Raw genomic sequence first — 19,213 nt, forward strand, 5'->3', positions numbered from 1 at the left:
TCATGCTCTTCCACCGTTATCGAATACCCCGCTTTTTCTAGGAGGAATGATTTCTCCAAATGTTATGTTTACGCTCGATGATTCTGGCTCGATGCAATTCGAGATCATGCCGGACGATCTGATTATTCAAAATGCTCGCTATATGTTTCCTCGTGCATCAAATGTTTATGGTGCTAGTGATTACAGCAATTATAGTATCGATTTTGACTCGGCTAACAATAAAACCGCTTATTTGCGCTCTAGTCATGTCAACAAAATCTATTATAATCCGACGGTAAGGTATTTACCCTGGAGTAATGCTGATGGATCGTTGATGAGTAACGCCGATCCGACATGTGCCTTCTACAATCCAATCAATACTGCCGCTGGTTGTCGTAACCTGACAATCAACAATACACAGACTGCGAACTGGCTCATGAATAACAGCATTTTGTCTGCTATTTTGTCAAAGACTTTCTATCCTGCCGTATACTATCAGTATAATAGTGGTAGCATCTACAGTTCTAGTAGCTATACAAAAGTAGAAATCAAGTCTTCTACTACTACCTATACGGGAGGCCCCAATCGCTCAGATTGTGCAGCAGCGGCCACATGTACCTATAACGAAGAAATTCAAAACTTTGCCAATTGGTATACTTATTATCGTTCGCGTATCTTATTGGCTCGTGCAGGTATAGGTCGGGCATTCGCAGCACAGTCAAATAACATGCGGGTCGGGTTTGCAGCTATCAATAAAGGCTCTACAACAATCGATGGTGTGGCAACAACAGTAGTCAAAACCGGAGTAAGGCAGTTTACGGGCACGGACAGAACAAATTTTTTTACCAGTCTTTATAATCATGATATTCCTGCAGCAGGCACACCGCTGCGGGAAGCCGTACTCGCAGTAGGAGAATATTTCAAAAGAACAGATGATAAAGGTCCTTGGGGTCTAACACCAGGCTCAAGCGGTGGTACCCAACACGAATGCCGACAAAATTATAATATTTTGATGACAGATGGATACTGGACAGCGGGCTCTGTATCTGGCTTGGATAATTCGGATAATCTGTCTGGCTCTACAATTACTAATCATTCTTCACCTGCGGTTCCAGCAACATATAAATATACTCCTGCACTTCCTTTTTCCGATGCTTATAGTGATACATTAGCTGATGCAGCCATGCAATACTGGAAAAATGATTTGCGTACAGATTTACCCAATAAGGTACCAACCAATCCTCACGATCCGGCATTCTGGCAGCATCTGGTGACCTTTACCGTAGGTTTGGGAGTAACTGGCACAATGACAGAATTACCCTCCGGAACACAAACTTGGCCCAATCCAACGTCAAGTGATGCTGCCAAAATAGATGATTTGTGGCACGCTGCTGTCAATAGTCGGGGAGAATTCTTTAGCGCTGCTGATCCATCTACTTTTGCGGATGCATTAACCAATTCGTTAAGGAGTATCGTGTCTCGAACAGGTTCCGCCTCTGCTGTGGCAGCTAATTCAAACTCACTGATGACAAACGGACGCGTTTATCAAGCAAAGTTTAATAGTGGCGATTGGAGTGGGCAGTTATTATCGATTCCGCTAAGTTCCACCGGAGTATTCGGTACAGCAGAATGGAACGCTGGGGAAGTCTCACTTGCATCAGGTGCGATTAATCCTGCTTCACGGGTCATAATTACAAAAGGTAGTAATGATGGAGTTTCATTTGAATACGGTAATTTAACCACTGTCCAAAAGGCGTTACTCGATAAGAACGCTGCGGGTTCTACTGATAATTGTGGACCTGAGAGAGTAGCATTTCTGCGGGGAGGCTCAACACGTGAAAGTGCAACTGGAACATTTACATGCTCGAGTTCTACTTCGATCAATAATTTTCGTACTCGTCCTGTCAGCAAGCTAGGTGATATCGTGAACTCTGGTCCGCTCTATGTAGGAAAGCCTAGTGCAGGTTATTCTGATGTGGACCATCCCGGCTATAAATCTTTTTATACTAGCTATAAGGATCGTATTCCAATGATATACGTTGGCGCCAATGACGGAATGCTACATGGGTTTAATGCCTGTATTGCTGGAGTAACAGCAGGGTGCACTACAGCTGATGCAGGCAAAGAATTGTTGACTTATATGCCAAGCACGGTTTATGAGAATCTAAGTAGATTGACGGACAAAGATTATACCGCCAATCATCGCTATTTCGTCGATGGGTCTCCGATGACGGGTGATGTTTATTCTAGTTCAACCTCGAGCTGGCGAAGTATCCTTGTTGGTGGGCTGAATGGCGGGGGTCAAGGCTATTATGCATTGGATGTTACAAACCCAGCGGATGCAACAAAATTAGCACCGTCCTTTACTGCAGCAAATGCAGCAAATATATTACTATGGGAATTTACCAATGCTGATGATGCTGACATGGGTTATAGCCATAATTATCCGCAAATTAATTCGTTTACTGGTCAATCAATGCAAATCGTCAAAATGGAGAACAATCAATGGGCTGTAATTGTAGGTAACGGTTATAACAGCGCAGGCGGTAAAGCGGTCCTTTATATTTTGTTTATTTCAGGCGGTGAAGATGGTACTTGGACAGTTGGAACGGATTATATTAAGTTGATTGCCAGCTCAGGCACAGGAAACGGTCTTTCAACGCCAACTCCATTTGATTCAAATGGCAATGGCAAAGTCGACGCCATATATGCGGGTGATATCAAAGGAAATTTGTGGAAATTCGATGTAAGCTCTGCTACGCCTTCAAATTGGAAAATGGCCATTAGTGGAGCACCTTTATTTGTATCCGGCACATCGAAGCCTATCATTTCTCCACCTTCTGTAAGCTTTCACCCAAAAGGCGGTCAATTGGTTTTATTTGGCACAGGAAAATACTTAGAGACTGCTGATACCACCAGTATAAATGCTCAGACTGTCTACGGAATATGGGATGATAGTACTGTAGCAACAGTAGCAACGGGAGCACTTGTACAACAAGTGATAACTGACGGAACAGTCAGGACTGCAACACGAAATTTGGTACCCTATTCGACCACAATTAAAGGTTGGTATGCAAATCTTCCCGTTAACGGTGAAAGAATTACAGGTGTGCCTAGTTTGGAGGATGGAATCTTGGTATTTTCTACTATTATGCCTTCTACATCACCATGCGATTTTGGCGGTCGAGGAGTTGTTAACGCGCTCGATTTCTTAACAGGGGGGATGCTTTCTTTTCCGGCATTTGATACCAACAGAAATCGGGTTCTTGCACTTGATGACGGGCTATCGGCAGGTATGGATATTGGTTTTGCTGTAGGTGGCGTTACACGGATTAGAGGTCATTCGGATTCTGACACACTTGTGTACTCAACAGCCGATGGTACGCTCTCACAGACAACTACAGCGAAAGGTGCTGCCGGATTACGTGGCAGAATTACGTGGCGAGAGCTTTTGCACTAAAATAAATCTAGCAAGTAAATTATTTTTATCATTAATCGTTGCCATTTATTCTTGAATTCAAGATGGGTGGTATAAAAATTTGTAACAACTGAGCATCAAAATTATTTATAAAATAAATGCTCACTGGAATTAAAATCCTTGGAGACTAAAAGCTTATGAAATTACCTTTCTATCCATCTAAAGCGATGGGCTTTACTTTGATTGAGTTAATGATAACAGTGGCAATTCTAGGTATTATCGCAGCCGTTGCGCTCCCATCCTACCAAGATTATGTAAGACAATCTAACCGGACTGTTGCAAAATCAATTCTGTATGAGAATGCTCAATTTATGGAACGATTTTATTCACAGAATAACCAGTATGATGCAACCGTAGGCGCAGATGGAATCATTAATACAGGTGATGATATAGCTGTAACACTACCTATCACCCAATCACCGAGAACAGGAGTGACACAATATAATATTTCATTACAATTTGTGGATAACAATACTTTCATACTTCAGGCAATACCAATCGGTTCGATGACGGGAGATGTCTGCGGCACACTTACTTTGAGAAATACAGGAGCTCAAGGTGCAGGTGGGAATGTAGCGGATTGTTGGAATCGTTAATTTCACATAACAATCCAATGCCTTCTGCCTTCTGCCTTCTGCCTTCTGCAGATTAAGGTTTCAATAAAGCACCCCGCCGCAAGCAGCGAGGTATTAAAAGCGCTCTTCAGACTGCTGGTTTTCAACCAGCCTTCGCCCCAAGGGGCGAGGAATTAAACCCGGAAGAGATTAAAACATTGACTAGCAGCCCTGCTGTATACCACAGTTTATCTAGAGAGAACTTTGCACGGTTAGAGTCATTTTCAGGTGCGGATGACGAAATAATAATTAACATTTTGAATCATATTGTTGAGTTAATTGGTGTGAGTTTTTCAGAGTTTGATGTTACCCGCCGTACTCGCAAAGGAAACTTTCTCAATCAAATCGATTACCAGATTGATTGGGTACCGATAGAAAAAGCAATCGCTGAACATTATGCCCCTACACCTGATGCCGCAGACCGTCCGTCCTGCCTATCCCGGGTCTGCTACTGTTCAAAATGTTGCTGGTAGGAATCTGGCACGGTGACTCAGGATTGCCATGTCGACGCCAGTATCACGCACAGCCCGCGCAAACCAAAGATTAGGTCTTCGTATGAAGTGGTTGCTGAGCGGGAGGAAGATCGGGACGATAAAGAAGATGCGAAAGCAGCCATGCGCGTTATTTAATTGGTTCAGCCCGGTGTAGATGCAAAAGCACGATGGGTTAAAAAAGGTGGTAAATCTGTTTTTGGTTATAGACAGCATACGCTGGTTGATAACAACGGTTTGATGTTAGCTCTTGAAACTACTGCTGCCAATCAACATGACAGCAAACCACTGCTGACTCTGCTTGATAAAGCCGAGAGCGAGCGAACCGGGTACTCGCATTCATGCGGACAAAGCTTACTGTAGTTAGAAACACCGCGGAGCCTTGAAAGCACGCGGCATTAAAAATGGCATTCAGGATAAGGCAGTTAAGAACAGGCTGCTGACACAGCGGCAATTGCAACGCAATAGCTTGATTTCCAAAGCCCGGTATGTTGTGGAGCGAACCTTTGGTAGCCAAGCACGCTGGTTTGGAGCCAAGGTGTTGCGTTACCGGGACAAGACCAAAGCACATGCGTAGCATATCTTACAAGCTATGGCATACTACCTAAAAAGGCTACCCAGATTTTATGTTAATAGGCAGATACAATTGCAATCACAGGAGAAATGTGCTTTTTAAGCCGATAATGATCGATAAAAGTGATTTAAGCAAGAAAATTACTAAAAAACACCCCGATACTCACAAAAGATTAGAAATTGTAACGAATTTTACAAAGGTCTCAAAGAGTAAATTGTTCCAAATTAGCACTTGGTATAAGAAAGAATCATTCAAACTATTCTCTGATTTCCTGTTCAATCTGGTCGGCCGTGACATGGCGCACATCTTTGCCTTTTACCATGTAAACAACATACTCAGACATGTTCTTTGCATGATCTCCAATACGTTCAATTGCTTTGGCGATAAATACTATCTCCAAACAAGTTGAGATTTTTCTTGGGTCTTCCATCATGAACGTAATTAATTGGCGTAAGATAGAACGGAATTCTTCATCTACAAATTCGTCCTGTCTGACAATTTGTGCAGCTGCATTCAAATCCAGTCTGGCAAAGGAATCAAGTGCCTTATGCAACATATCCATTGCAATACTGGCAACATGTTTGATTTCATTAAAACGCGGAATGTGCATACGATCGGACGAATAAATCAATTTCGCCATCCGGGCAATTTTCGCCGCTTCATCACCAATACGCTCAAGATCAGTAATAGTCTTAATCACCATCATGATCATACGTAAGTCACTTGCAGTCGGTTGTCGGCGCGCAATAATCTGATTACAGATTTCATCGATCGATACCTCCATGGCGTTGACACGATGATCGCGTGTGATCACTTGGTCGATAAGTTCTTCATTACCACTCGTCAATGCCTCAATTGCATATTCGATTTGCTCTTCAACGAAACCACCCATCTGTAAAACACGGGTACGGACTTCCTCAAGATCTGCATCAAACTGCTTTGAAATATGCTCTTTGTTTGCCATACCTAGCCTTTGGCTCGTAGCTAAGATTAGAGTTCTTATCTACCAACTATTAAATATTAAATAGAAATTGTTCGCACACCGTTATCTGTTCCTAATAATAACGTATCCGCCGCACGCCGGGCAAAAAGACCATTAGTTACAACACCAGCAATTTGATTGAGCGCTGCTTCCAGCTCAACCGGGTTCATAATTTGCAATCCATGCACGTCCAGGATGATATTGCCATTATCCGTGATGAAATCGTGACGCAAAGCTGGATGTCCACCTAAATGAACAATTTCACGAGCAACATAACTACGTGCCATCGGTATAACCTCTACAGGTAAAGGAAAGTCGCCCAAAATATTTACTAGCTTGCTCTGGTCGGTAATACAAATAAATCTCTGCGCTACCGCAGCAACGATCTTCTCTCGCGTCAATGCGCCACCGCCGCCTTTAATCATATGCAAATTTTCAGTGATCTCATCCGCACCATCAACATAAACAGGGATATCAATAACATTGTTGAGATCATGCACTTCGATTCCATGTTTCCTAAGCCTTTGTGTCGTCGCATCCGAGCTCGCTACCGCGCCATCGATTTTATGCTTGATTTTAGCCAGCTCATCAATGAAATAATTTGCGGTGGATCCTGTACCTATTCCAACAACACAATCGACCGGAATATATTGGATCGCAGCTACAGCTGCAGCGCGTTTTTGCTCGTCTTGTGTCATGATGTCTCTTACAAATAATAAATAATATCGTTATCAGGATAGCGTTATCTGTTAATTTAGACAATGCCTCCATCGCCAAGAGAATGAATTTTATACTTTTCTAGAGAAGGAAATGCAATAATCGATTTAAGCTGGGAACGTATGCGACACTTTAGTGACCGGCAAACAGTTTCTTTGAGAGAATCCAGCGATTCCGCCGTAGTTAGTTTAACTTGTGCCGAAACAATTACACTCGAATCTGAACCCTATGATAAATTATACTAAACTGCACATTGACCATAGGGTTATTAAAAATTCGCTTAACTACTTAACAATGGCGTTCAATTCGCCTTTAGCATAACGATTAGCCATATCTTCCAGAGAAATTGGCTTTATTTTTCCTGCTTGTCCAGCACAACCAAATGCTTCAAAACGTGCTTTACAAATATCCTTGGCGGCTGCCGTGGCTTCTTTCAGAAATTTGCGCGGATCGAAATTGCTTTTATCTTTTTCCAGGCTGCGGCGAATCGCACCAGTCATTGCCAAACGGATGTCGGTATCGATATTAATCTTACGCACACCATATTTGATGCCTTCCTGAATTTCTTCCACTGGCACACCATAGGTTTCCTTGATGTCACCGCCGTATTGACGAATGATATCCAGCCAATCTTGCGGTACCGAACTCGAGCCGTGCATCACCAAATGGGTGTTAGGAATACGCGCATGAATTTCCTTAATACGTTGAATCGCCAAAATGTCGCCCGTAGGTTTGCGGGTAAATTTGTAGGCACCATGCGAGGTTCCGATTGCAATAGCCAATGCATCCACGCCAGTTTTACGGACGAAATCAGCAGCTTCTTCCGGGTCGGTCAGCAATTGATCATGGGACAACACACCCTCTGCGCCATGTCCATCTTCCGCTTCACCCATGCCGGATTCCAGTGAACCCAGACAACCTAGCTCACCTTCTACGGAAACACCTACTGAATGCGCAGTATTAACGACATCCGCTGTGACATCGACATTATATTCATAAGTGGATGGAGTCTTAGCGTCGGCTTGTAAGGAACCATCCATCATTACGCTCGAGAAGCCACTACGGATTGCGTTGACACAAACCGATGGAGAAGCGCCATGATCTTGATGCATTACAATAGGAATATGAGGATAAGCTTCTACTGCGGCAGCGATTAAATGACGCAAGAACGCCTCACCGGCATACTTTCTTGCACCAGCTGAGCCTTGCATAATCACCGGACTATTGCATTCATCTGCCGCTTGCATGATCGCTTGGATTTGCTCCAGATTATTGACATTAAACGCAGGCAATCCGTAACTATTTTCTGCCGCATGATCGAGTAATTGTCTTAATGATACAAGTGCCATTTAGATCTCCTTAATAAAACTATCTGAATAAAATTTTGTAAATATTAGTATAAGCGATTATTCCACACGAATGCGATTGATTCTTTTTAACTACAGCTGTGTTCGTACATTTGACTGCGTAGACATCATGTCAGTGCTTTTAAGTCGCATCAATTCCTTGTCTTATTTTCCACTCGCCGACCTTAATAATTTTCATGGTATTAGTACCGCCCGTCTTTCCTACCGGCTCACCTATCGTCATCACCATGATATCACCGCTGCGCACAACACCGCGGTCGAGTAATTCCTGCTCGGCCAGATTGAGAATCTCTTCTGGATCGCTCATTCCTTCACCAAATTCCACCGGGTAAACACCTCTGAACAAAGTAACTCTTCTACGCGTTTCCTCGTTCGGGCTTAACGCAAAAATAGGCACCTTGGAACTCCTGCGCGACATCAGCAATGTGGTCACCCCACTTTGTGTCAATGCTGCAATTGCGCGAATCTGCAGACCACCAGCGGTATACATCGTAGCGCGCGCAATTGCTTCTTCAATGGTTGCCGGAGTAATACTCTGCATCCGTCGATCAATACTCACCAGGTATTCCTTTTCCGCTTCCAGACAAACCCTAGCCATGGCTTCCACCGCTTCAACCGGATATTCACCAGCAGCAGATTCCGCCGACAGCATCACTGCATCAGTACCGTCGAGCACTGCATTGGCCACATCTGATACTTCAGCACGCGTTGGAATTGGATTGGTAATCATGGATTCCATCATTTGTGTTGCGGTCACAACGATTTTGTTATTTGCCCGCGCCGAACGTATCATTCTCTTCTGCAGTGCCGGAACAGCAGCATCACCAACTTCAACCGCCAGATCGCCACGCGCCACCATAATTGCATCTGAAGCTTCAAGTATATCATCCAGCGCAAGAATAGCTTCCGATCGTTCGATCTTAGCCATAATCATGCCCTTGCCTCCTGCTTCTTGCCACAAGGTGCGCGCCTGTCGTATATCATCACCCGAACGAACAAACGATACTGCCAAATAATCTGCGTCAAACTCAGCAGCCGTTCTGATATCCTCTAAATCCTTGCTAGTCAGAGCGGGAGCGCCCAACCCACCACCTTTACGATTAATACCTTTGTTATTTGACAATATTCCGCCTTGCTCGACCACACAAAATACCTGATGGCCTTTCACCTGAGATACTCCCAGTACAATACGTCCATCATCCAGCATCAGTGTGGCCCCGGTTTCCAGATCGCTCGGCAGTTCTTTATAATCTAAACCAACTCGTTCCTGATTACCCATTTCACATGCCGCGTCGAGAATAAACTGATCACCTACTTCAAGCCTGATTTTGCCGTGTTCAAACTTGCCGACACGGATCTTGGGGCCTTGCAAATCAGCTAGAACGCCCACAGTAAAACCTGCTGCGCGGGCCAATGAACGCGTCATCTCCACCAATTCAATATGCTGTTCGCGCGTTCCATGTGAGAAATTGATCCGAACAACATCGACACCGCCCCGGATCATACGTTCCAAAGTTCTCGGATTACCGCTTGAAGGACCCAGTGTAGCTACAATTTTTGTTCTTCGAATCATTATGTTCTTAACGATTCGTTAGCACGCATTTCCAAAATTTCTACTGCAGGCAATTTTTTACCTTCTAAAAACTCTAGAAATGCACCGCCTGCCGTTGAGATATAGGAAACTTTGTTATAAATATCATATTTTTGAATCGCTGCGATGGTATCACCACCGCCTGCCAGCGTGAATGCCTTGGTTTCTGCAATTGCTCGTGCAATCTTTTCGGTTCCAGCGCCAAACTGATCAAATTCAAATACACCCACGGGGCCGTTCCATACCACCGTACCGGCTTTCATAATAATATCCACTAATTCCTGCGCACTTCTTGGGCCGATGTCGAAAATCATTTCATCATCTACCACACTACCGGCGTCTTTCAATACGGCTGGTTCATTTGCATCAAATCTCTTACCAACCACAACATCGACCGCAATCGGAATCGATGCATTGCGTTTAGCCATTTTATCCATCAAAGTTTTAGCCGTTGGAACCAAATCATCTTCACACAATGATTTACCGACATTCTTGCCGGTTGCTTTAAGAAAAGTATTAGCAATCCCTCCACCAACAACCAATTGATCTACCTTTTCGGATAGCGACTCAAGCACAGTCAACTTGGTGGAAACTTTCGAGCCCCCCACAATAGCAACCATAGGACGAGCTGGACTCAACAGCGCTTTAGTTAAGGCCTCCAGCTCTTCAGTCAGTAAAATTCCTGCACAAGCTACTGGAGCATATTTCGCAACACCATGGGTTGAAGCCTCTGCGCGGTGTGCTGTGCCAAAGGCGTCCATTACAAACACATCGCATAATTTTGCGTACTTCTGCGCAGTTTCCTCAGCATTTTTCTTTTCACCTTTGTTGATACGGCAATTTTCAAGCACCACCAGCTCTCCAGTAGCAACATCAAATCCGCCATCCACCCAGTCTTTGATTAATCGAACCGGTTTTCCTAACCGGTTAGCAATATTATCAGCAACCGGTTTCAGAGAATTTTCTTCAGTCCAATTTCCTTCCTCAGGACGCCCCAAGTGAGAAGTAACCATCACCTTGGCACCTTCTTTGAGGCAATGATTAATCGTCGCCATAGAGGCGGTAATACGTGCATCCGATGTCACTTTACCATCTTTCACGGGCACATTCAGATCAGCACGTATGAATACACGCTTACCTTTAAGATCAAGGTCAACAAGTTTAATAACAGACACGATAAACTCCAAAATTGTCTTTAAGAAAATAAAAGGATAGCAAACGCTACCCTTTAAGTCTTGGTGAAGTTAATATTAATTTATATAGCAATCAAGATCTTAATTATCATCGACCGCGTATTCATCAATATAAATTACTTGGCAACAGTACGAACCATTTCCAACACTTTGGTAGAATAACCCCACTCGTTGTCGTACCATGCCACTACTTTAACAAAACTTTTATCCAAGGCCATGCCCGCCTCAGCATCGAAAATCGAAGTGCAGCTTTCGCCGCGGAAATCGGTAGAAACTACTTTTTGATCGGTATAACCTAATACACCTTTCATTGAGCCTTCAGAAGCTTCCTTCATCGCACTGCAAATCTCATCGTAGCTAGCTTCTTTTTCTAACTCAACTGTTAAATCAACCACCGAAACATCTGAGGTTGGGACACGAAAAGCCATACCGGTAAGTTTTTTGTTCAGCTCAGGAATAACCACGCCGACTGCTTTGGCAGCACCCGTTGAAGATGGAATAATATTTTCCAGAATACCACGACCACCGCGCCAATCCTTGTTGGATGGGCCATCCACTGTTTTCTGTGTCGCTGTTGCCGCATGCACTGTGGTCATCAATCCGCGCTTAATACCCCATTTGTCATTCAATACTTTGGCCATTGGCGCCAAGCAGTTGGTAGTACAGGAAGCATTGGAAATTATATTTTCACCTTTGTAGGATTTGTCATTCACGCCATACACAAACATGGGTGTATCATCCTTCGAGGGTGCAGACATGATGACCTTTTTAGCACCTGCCACCAGATGTTTTTCGCAAGTTTCTTTAGTCAGGAACAATCCCGTAGATTCGATAACAACCTCAGCTCCCACTTCGTTCCATTTCAATTCAGCAGGATCTTTAACTGCGGTCAAACGAATTCTTTTGCCATTAACCACTAATGTGTTTCCATCAATTGACACATCGCCCTTGAAACGACCATGCACTGAATCGTGTTTCAACATATAAGCCAAGTAATCCGGCTCTAGCAAATCATTGATCGCGACGATCTCAATGTCAGAAAAATTCTGTACTGCGGAGCGGAAAACCATACGCCCGATACGACCAAACCCATTAATCCCAACCTTAATTGTCATGCTAAAACTCCTTGAATAAAAAACTTACTGCTTTCGGACAAACAAAATTCGTCATCCGAACACCCTATTCTTAAATTAGAGAACGCCTTTCACTGTTTTTACCACGTTCTCGACGGTAAAACCAAAATGCTTGAATAACACATCTGCAGGCGCTGACTCGCCAAAAGTATCAATGCCCACTACTGCGCCATCCAATCCGACATACTTACGCCAGAAATCTGTCACACCGGCCTCAATGGCAACTCGTTTGACACCCTTTGGCAAGACACTATCCTTGTAAGAAGGTTCTTGGCGATCAAAAACATTGGTACAAGGCATGGAGACAACGCGTGCATGCACGCCCTCATCCGCCAGCACTTTCTGTGCGTTCACGGCCAGACCAACTTCCGAACCGGTAGCGATGAGAATAACCTGCGGTTTGCTATTACTTGCTTCGGCTAATATATAGCCACCTTTTTCGATCTGCTTGATGATTACCGCGTCTCGTTTCTGGAATGGCAGATTCTGGCGGCTGAAAATCAATATTGAAGGGCCGTCTTTACGTTCAATGGCACGCACCCATGAAACGGTTGATTCAACGGTATCACAGGGCCGCCATACATCCATATTCGGGATATAACGCAATGTTGCCGTTTGTTCCACCGGTTGGTGCGTTGGACCGTCCTCACCCAGCCCGATTGAGTCATGTGTAAAGACAAAAATGTTGCGAATCTTCATCAAAGCAGCCATGCGCAGTGCATTACGAGCATACTCTGAAAACATCAAGAAGGTTGCGCCGTAAGGAATCAAGCCGCCGTGCAACGACAATCCGTTCATCATGGCGCTCATACCGAACTCACGCACACCGTAATAAACATAATTACCGCCGACACTATTACCAACACCTTTGGAACCTGACCATAGCGTCAAGTTGGAGCCGGCTAAATCGGCAGATCCTCCAATTAATTCCGGCAGAATGGGCGCCAAGTCTTCTATTGCGTTTTGTGAAGCCTTGCGGCTCGCGATAGATTCTGCCTTCGCATTGACTTGATTAATAACATTCTCAACATGACTGCTCCAATTTGCGGGCAATTCCCCTGCCATGCGACGATTAAATTCCGCTGCCTCAGCAGGATGCTTCTCCGCATACTCGGAAAATTTCTGATTCCATTCCGTCTCGAGCTTCTGGCCCTTCGCTTTTGCGTCCCAAACACTATAAACATCTTGCGGAATTTCAAAAGGCGGATGATGCCAACCAATATGTGGACGAGTGGCAGCAATTTCCGCATCACCTAATGCGGCACCATGTACTGAATGGGTATTGGCCATATTCGGCGAACCCAATCCGATGACCGTTTTGCAACAAATCATCGATGGCTTATTGTTTACTTGCTTCGCGGCTTCAATCGCCGCTTCAATCGCTACTGGATCATGACCGTTGACATTAGGCACCACATGCCAGCCATAAGATTCAAAACGCTTCGGCGTATCATCGGTAAACCAGCCTTCCACATGACCGTCTATGGAAATACCGTTATCGTCATAAAAACAGATTAGCTTGCCTAAACCCAAAGTACCGGCTAATGAACAAGCTTCATGCGAAATACCTTCCATCAAACAGCCGTCACCCAGGAAAACATAAGTATGATGATCGACAATATTGTAGCCCGGACGATTAAATTCGGCCGCCAATACTTTCTCTGCCAAAGCCATGCCTACTGCATTTGTGATACCCTGACCCAACGGCCCGGTAGTAGTCTCCACGCCCGGCGTATAGCCGTATTCTGGATGCCCAGGCGTTTTTGAATGGAATTGACGGAATTTTTTAAGTTCTTCCATCGGCAAGTCATAACCAGTTAAGTGCAATAAAGCATAAATCAACATGGACCCATGCCCGTTAGATAGAACAAACCGATCACGATCAACCCAACCCGGATTGCCAGGATTATGACGCAAGTGGTGAATCCACAGCACCTCAGCAATTTCAGCCATACCCATCGGCATACCGGGGTGACCGGAATTGGCTTTTTGCACGGCATCCATCGCCAATGCACGCACCGCACTGGTCAAATCTTTAAATACCGTCGCGTCAAAATCCTTGAAAGTCCCCATCGATACTAGCTCCCTAATTTTTCAGAAAAATAAAGTAAATAAAAGGGTACATTATCCCCTAAGATAAGGGATACGACAACTAGAGACCTTCATTCTGCGTATAAAACCAATTCAGTAGAAAAAGAATTCCACCTACTGTCAGAATCAGTTTCCTGCAACCTAGCCCTCAATAGCTGATAATTTCAATGTAACAGCACAAAAAAATTACTAAAAACTCCATTTCTAACAAAAATACAGTGCAACCTGTGAATTTATTTGGCAGAATTGGGCTATTCGCAAATAACCTTTCATTTACCGGGGAATTGAAAATGAAATATAAGAGCCTTCAGGAGTTCAGCGCGTATGTGACTGAGCGCAATCCTAATCAACCAGAATATATGCAGGCGGTTACGGAAGTCGTTGAGAGCTTGTGGCCCTTCATAATGGAACACCCACGGTATGCAGAACATGGTTTGCTGGATCGCTTGGTCGAACCGGAACGAGTGATAATATTTCGCGTATCCTGGGTCGATGATCATGGTGAAGTTAAGGTCAATCGGGGTTACCGGGTTCAGCACAGCTCTTCCATTGGCCCCTACAAAGGCGGCGTCCGGTTTCATCCTTCGGTGAATCTGTCGATTCTTAAATTTCTGGCGTTTGAACAAACCTTCAAAAATGCATTGACGACGCTGCCGATGGGTGGTGGCAAGGGTGGCTCCGATTTTGACCCGAAAGGTAAGAGCCCGGGTGAAGTTATGCGTTTTTGCCAAGCTTTTATCAGTGAGCTATTTCGCCATATTGGTTCGAATACCGATGTCCCCGCCGGTGATATCGGTGTTGGTGGGCGTGAAGTCGGATTCATGGCGGGGATGATGAAAAAACTATCCAATCGAGCTGATTGTGTATTTACCGGTAAAGGATTGAGTTTTGGCGGATCCATGATTCGTCCGGAAGCAACGGGTTATGGCACGGTATATTTTGCTCAGGAAGTACTGCGGCATGCAGGACGTTATATGGAAGGGATGCGTGTTTCGGTTTCCGGCTCGGGTAATGTGGCCCAATTTGCCGTAGAGAAAGCCATGGCACTAGGTGCCAAGGTAGTTACTGTATCTGACTCCAGCGGCACGATCGTAGATGAAAATGGCTTTACCTCGGAAAAACTGGCGATATTGGCTGAAGTAAAGAATCATCTGTATGCGCGCCTGGATGAATATGCAAAACGTGTCGCCGATGTCACTTTTCTGCCAGGAGATAATCCCTGGCATGTGCCGGTACAAGTGGCATTGCCGTGCGCAACGCAAAATGAAATCACTGGGTCTGATGCACAAACACTGGTTAACAACGGTGTTATCTGTGTTGCCGAGGGCGCCAATATGCCGTCGACTGCTGATGCGGTCGAATGTTTTATCCATAATAAAGTACTCTATGCGCCGGGCAAAGCAAGCAATGCCGGCGGTGTCGCTACCTCAGGTCTGGAAATGAGTCAGAATGCAATGCGCTTGTCTTGGACTCATGAAGAGGTTGATGCACGCCTGCAAGCAATTATGCAGGCCATTCACAAATCCTGCCTGAAGTATGGCACCAAACCCGATGGCAGCATTAATTATGTGGATGGTGCCAATATCGCCGGTTTTGTCAAAGTGGCTGATGCTATGCTGGGTCAAGGTGTTGTTTAATCATCATTACCCGACTGGTTGCGGAATTTTTGCCGGAACGTGAAGTATAATGCTGGGTTTTTACAGCAAAGATGTGGAAACCCAAGCTAGCTGTAAAATATTTGCTCTATTTCTTGATTGTAAGTACCCTTCATTGATTGTGTTCCTGCGCGGGAAATAGCTATGAGAAATTATCTTTTAGGACTAATCTTTTTAGTCTTTTCCGGAACGCTATCTGCAAGTCAGGACTTTGATTTTATCGCCGCGCGTGAAGCTTTTCAGGTCGGCAATGTCAAACGCTTAGATGAATATGCCGCAAGGTTGCAGCACCACGTGCTTGGACCCTATGTGGAGTATTTTAAATTGCGCATGAGGTTGCAAGCCACCGACATTGCCAACATTCGATACTTTCTCACACGCTATGACGGCGACTTGGTTGCAGATCGATTACGCGGCGATTGGCTCAAGATCTTGGGCAAGAATCAACAATGGCTACTTTTTGAAACTGAATATCCGCTGTCAGTGAATAGGGATACTGAACTCTTGTGCTATTACTATCAGAACCGCCTGAATGCGAAAGATAATTCAGTGCTATCGGAAGTACGGTCATTGTGGTTTACGCCGACCAGTCAGCCCGAAAGCTGCACACAAGTTTTTCGAACGTTAATCTACAGCGGACAAATTACGCTGGAAGATATCTGGACCCGAATTCGACTCGCCTTGGAAGAAGGTCAAACTGGCGTGGCTACGCACATTAATCGTTATTTACCTAACAGCGAATCGTTAAACAGCGCTGATTTGAATAATGCAGCAAAGAATCCGTTGCGGTATCTGGATACATTAAAAAACAAAATTAAATCGCGCAGTGACCGCGAAATTGCTTTGTTTGCGCTATTGCGTCTGCTTCGCAATGATACCAATCAAGCCTATGTGCAGTGGTTAAAGATCAAAAACCAGCTTACTCCATTTGATCGTTCCTTTTTCCTTGGAAGGCTCGGGTACCGCGCAGCAATGCGGCATGATCCACGTGCTCTGGATTGGTTCCGGGAAGCTCAGAATACACCACAAACCTACCCACCTTCGGATATCGTGCTTGCCTGGCAAGCACGCGCAGCTTTGCGGGTCACTCACTGGGATGAGGTACTGAAGACTATCGAAAAAATGTCACTTACCGAGCAGCAGATTGATACCTGGCGCTACTGGAAAGCGCGTGCGTTAATCGCTAAAGGCCAAACGCTAGATGCAAATAATATTTTAATTCCGCTCAGCGATGAGCACAGTTTTTATGGCCAATTGGCACGGGAAGAGCTGGGCACCACACTCAGCATCGCAGGCAAAACTTATCGCGCAAACGCTAACGAGGTATCCGCAATGGAACGCAGACCCGGCATACAGCGAACATTGGCTTTTGCGCGCATGAATTTACGCACCGAGGCATTTCGTGAATGGAGTTGGACCGTTCGGCAATTTTCCGATGCAGAATTATTGGCTGCATCGGAAGTAGCGCGCCGTCAAGGTATGTATGACCGCGCAATCAATACTGCGAATAGAACGATAACGCAACATGATTTCAGTCTGCGTTTTTTATCGCCACATCGGGAAACACTGAAAAATGTATTGCGACGGCATGAGCTGGATGAAGCTTGGGTGTATGGTTTAATTCGGCAGGAAAGTCGATTTATCGCAGATATTAAATCTCATGCTGGGGCAACAGGCTTGATGCAATTGATGCCGGCCACGGCCGAATGGGTTGCCAAGCAATTGGGAATACCAAATTTCCGCCAGAACCTCGTAGTGGATGTGAATACTAATTTGCAATTGGGTACTTATTATCTGAAGCACGTGCTGAGCACATTGGATAATCAACCGCTGTTGGCTTCAGCTGCCTACAATGCCGGGCCGGGTCGGGCCAGACGCTGGCGTGACGACACTAGAATGTTGGAAGGCGCTATTTATGCTGAAACAATTCCTTTTAATGAGACCCGGGATTACGTCAAGAAGGTTTTGAAGAATTCGATGTATTACGCCAAAGTACTCGAGCATGGGCATAATTCACCAACACTTAAGGAGCGTCTAGGGATTGTGAGGGCAAAACAGTAATTGAAAACGTATCTCGTAGGTGGTTCGGTGCGCGATGAACTGCTCGGATTGCCGGTCAAGGATCATGATTATGTGGTAGTGGGCGCTTCGCCGGAGGAGATGGAGCGATTGGGTTATCGTCCAGTGGGTAAGGACTTTCCGGTTTTCTTGCATCCGCAGACAAATGAGCAATACGCACTGGCCCGGACTGAACGAAAAATTTCACTCGGATATAAAGGATTCGAAGTATTTACTTCCCCCCAGGTTACCTTACAGGAAGATCTGGCGCGTCGAGACCTCACCATTAATTCGATTGCCAAAGACGCAGATAGCAATATCATCGACCCTTTTAATGGTGTCGCTGATCTGGAAGCTGGTATTTTACGCCATATCAGTCCGGCATTCACGGAAGATCCGGTACGTATTCTCAGAGCCGCCCGCTTTGCGGCACGCTTCGGTTTCCGCATTGCGCCGGAAACCATGATGCTAATGAATGATATGGTACACAACGGCGAAGTCGATGCACTGGTACCGGAACGTGTCTGGCAGGAGCTTGCGCGCGGATTGATGGAGAGAAACCCCTCCAGAATGTTTTATATACTGAAGGAATGCGGCGCCTTGGCACGGATTATTCCCGAAGTAAACGTGTTGTTCGGCGTTCCGCAACCGGGGCATGTACATCCTGAAATCGATACCGGTGTGCATATTATGATGGTCATTGATTATGCCGCCGCACAAAACTATTCGTTACCGGTACGCTTTGCCGCACTGACCCATGATTTGGGCAAAGGCACAACATCGCCCGAAGAATGGCCGCGCCATATAGGCCATGAAGCGCGCAGCATCGAATTGACAAAGAATTTGTGTGAACGCATCAAAGTCCCTAAAGAGTCGCGTGACCTCGCGTTGCTGGTTGCCCGTTATCACGGCGATGTACACCGGGCGGAAGAGCTTAAACCATCCACCATGGCAAATATGCTGCAAGCGGTCGATGCTTACCGTAAACCAGGACGATTTGAGGAATTCTTGCAAGCTTGCGCATGCGATTTTCATGGCCGCCCAGGCTATGCAATCAGGCCTTATGTGCAAGCCGATCGATTTAGAAAAGCATATCTTGCGGCAAAAAAAGTGGATGCCGGTGCAATTGCCGCTGAACTCAGGCAAAATTTACCTGAGTCAACTGCATTGCCTAGCGCTATTAACACCAAAGTGCGCACAGCGCGTATTGCCAGAATAAAAGCTGAACTGATTTATAGCCGGAATACATAAGTTTTAGTTGCGGCGCTCCATTTACTGTTTTCGTTTATC

The 19,213-nt window shown here is 45.2% G+C and carries 15 protein-coding genes; 8 read left to right on the forward strand and 7 right to left on the reverse strand.

All coding sequences use genetic code 11. The features are described 5' to 3' along the window. Nucleotides 1-46 precede the first annotated feature (46 nt). The 5 genes from K2Q13_RS04835 to K2Q13_RS04855 all read left to right on the forward strand — a co-directional run bounded on the left by K2Q13_RS04835 (nt 47) and on the right by K2Q13_RS04855 (nt 5,139). Complete coding sequence (locus tag K2Q13_RS04835; protein ID WP_292919537.1) at nt 47-3,439, forward strand: PilC/PilY family type IV pilus protein; 3,393 nt, start codon at nt 47-49, stop codon at nt 3,437-3,439. A 155-nt stretch (nt 3,440-3,594) separates the two neighbouring features. Continuing rightward, nucleotides 3,595-4,053 carry a type IV pilin protein gene (locus tag K2Q13_RS04840; protein ID WP_292919538.1) on the forward strand — a complete coding sequence of 153 codons (459 nt, stop codon included), beginning with the start codon at nt 3,595-3,597 and terminating at the stop codon, nt 4,051-4,053. Between the two features lie 503 nt (nt 4,054-4,556). Further along, complete coding sequence (locus K2Q13_RS04845; RefSeq protein WP_292919539.1) at nt 4,557-4,700, forward strand: hypothetical protein; 144 nt, start codon at nt 4,557-4,559, stop codon at nt 4,698-4,700. Further along, nucleotides 4,701-4,925, forward strand: coding sequence for a transposase (locus K2Q13_RS04850; protein WP_292919540.1), 225 nt, complete (start codon nt 4,701-4,703; stop codon nt 4,923-4,925). A gap of 19 nt (nt 4,926-4,944) precedes the next feature. Next, on the forward strand, nt 4,945-5,139 hold the full coding sequence (locus tag K2Q13_RS04855) for a transposase (protein WP_292919541.1): 195 nt from the start codon (nt 4,945-4,947) through the stop codon (nt 5,137-5,139). A gap of 253 nt (nt 5,140-5,392) precedes the next feature. Here the strand turns inward: K2Q13_RS04855 and phoU are convergent, their stop codons facing one another. The 7 genes from phoU to tkt form a co-directional block, all read right to left on the reverse strand. Beyond that, nucleotides 5,393-6,100: a phosphate signaling complex protein PhoU gene (phoU, locus tag K2Q13_RS04860; RefSeq protein ID WP_013646214.1), complete on the reverse strand. Its 708-nt coding sequence runs from the start codon at nt 6,098-6,100 to the stop codon at nt 5,393-5,395. A 56-nt stretch (nt 6,101-6,156) separates the two neighbouring features. Beyond that, on the reverse strand, nt 6,157-6,816 hold the full coding sequence (rpiA, locus tag K2Q13_RS04865) for a ribose-5-phosphate isomerase RpiA (RefSeq protein WP_292919542.1): 660 nt from the start codon (nt 6,814-6,816) through the stop codon (nt 6,157-6,159). A 303-nt stretch (nt 6,817-7,119) separates the two neighbouring features. After that, the gene (gene fba / locus K2Q13_RS04870; protein WP_292919543.1) at nt 7,120-8,184 is read right to left on the reverse strand and encodes a class II fructose-bisphosphate aldolase; all 1,065 of its coding nucleotides are present in this window, start codon (nt 8,182-8,184) and stop codon (nt 7,120-7,122) included. 139 nt (nt 8,185-8,323) lie between these two features. Further along, on the reverse strand, nt 8,324-9,775 hold the full coding sequence (pyk, locus tag K2Q13_RS04875) for a pyruvate kinase (protein ID WP_292919544.1): 1,452 nt from the start codon (nt 9,773-9,775) through the stop codon (nt 8,324-8,326). Next, complete coding sequence (locus K2Q13_RS04880) at nt 9,775-10,968, reverse strand: phosphoglycerate kinase (RefSeq protein WP_292919545.1); 1,194 nt, start codon at nt 10,966-10,968, stop codon at nt 9,775-9,777. Before K2Q13_RS04880 ends, pyk begins: the two co-directional genes overlap by 1 nt. A 134-nt stretch (nt 10,969-11,102) precedes the next feature. After that, on the reverse strand, nt 11,103-12,101 hold the full coding sequence (gap, locus tag K2Q13_RS04885; protein ID WP_292919546.1) for a type I glyceraldehyde-3-phosphate dehydrogenase: 999 nt from the start codon (nt 12,099-12,101) through the stop codon (nt 11,103-11,105). Nucleotides 12,102-12,176: 75 nt separating this feature from the next. Continuing rightward, nucleotides 12,177-14,192: a transketolase gene (tkt, locus tag K2Q13_RS04890; protein ID WP_292919547.1), complete on the reverse strand. Its 2,016-nt coding sequence runs from the start codon at nt 14,190-14,192 to the stop codon at nt 12,177-12,179. A gap of 308 nt (nt 14,193-14,500) precedes the next feature. Here tkt and gdhA point away from each other — a divergent pair, with 308 nt between their 5' ends. From gdhA to K2Q13_RS04905, 3 genes are all read left to right on the forward strand, one after another. Continuing rightward, entirely contained in the window at nt 14,501-15,847 is a 1,347-nt protein-coding gene (gdhA, locus tag K2Q13_RS04895; protein WP_292919548.1) for an NADP-specific glutamate dehydrogenase, read from the forward strand. Nucleotides 15,848-16,009: 162 nt separating this feature from the next. Continuing rightward, nucleotides 16,010-17,926: a lytic transglycosylase domain-containing protein gene (locus tag K2Q13_RS04900; protein ID WP_292919549.1), complete on the forward strand. Its 1,917-nt coding sequence runs from the start codon at nt 16,010-16,012 to the stop codon at nt 17,924-17,926. Continuing rightward, nucleotides 17,927-19,174 carry a multifunctional CCA addition/repair protein gene (locus K2Q13_RS04905; RefSeq protein WP_292919551.1) on the forward strand — a complete coding sequence of 416 codons (1,248 nt, stop codon included), beginning with the start codon at nt 17,927-17,929 and terminating at the stop codon, nt 19,172-19,174. The last annotated feature ends 39 nt before the right edge of the window (nt 19,175-19,213 follow it).

It is taken from the genome of Nitrosomonas sp., assembly GCF_019752095.1.
GTDB lineage: Bacteria > Pseudomonadota > Gammaproteobacteria > Burkholderiales > Nitrosomonadaceae > Nitrosomonas.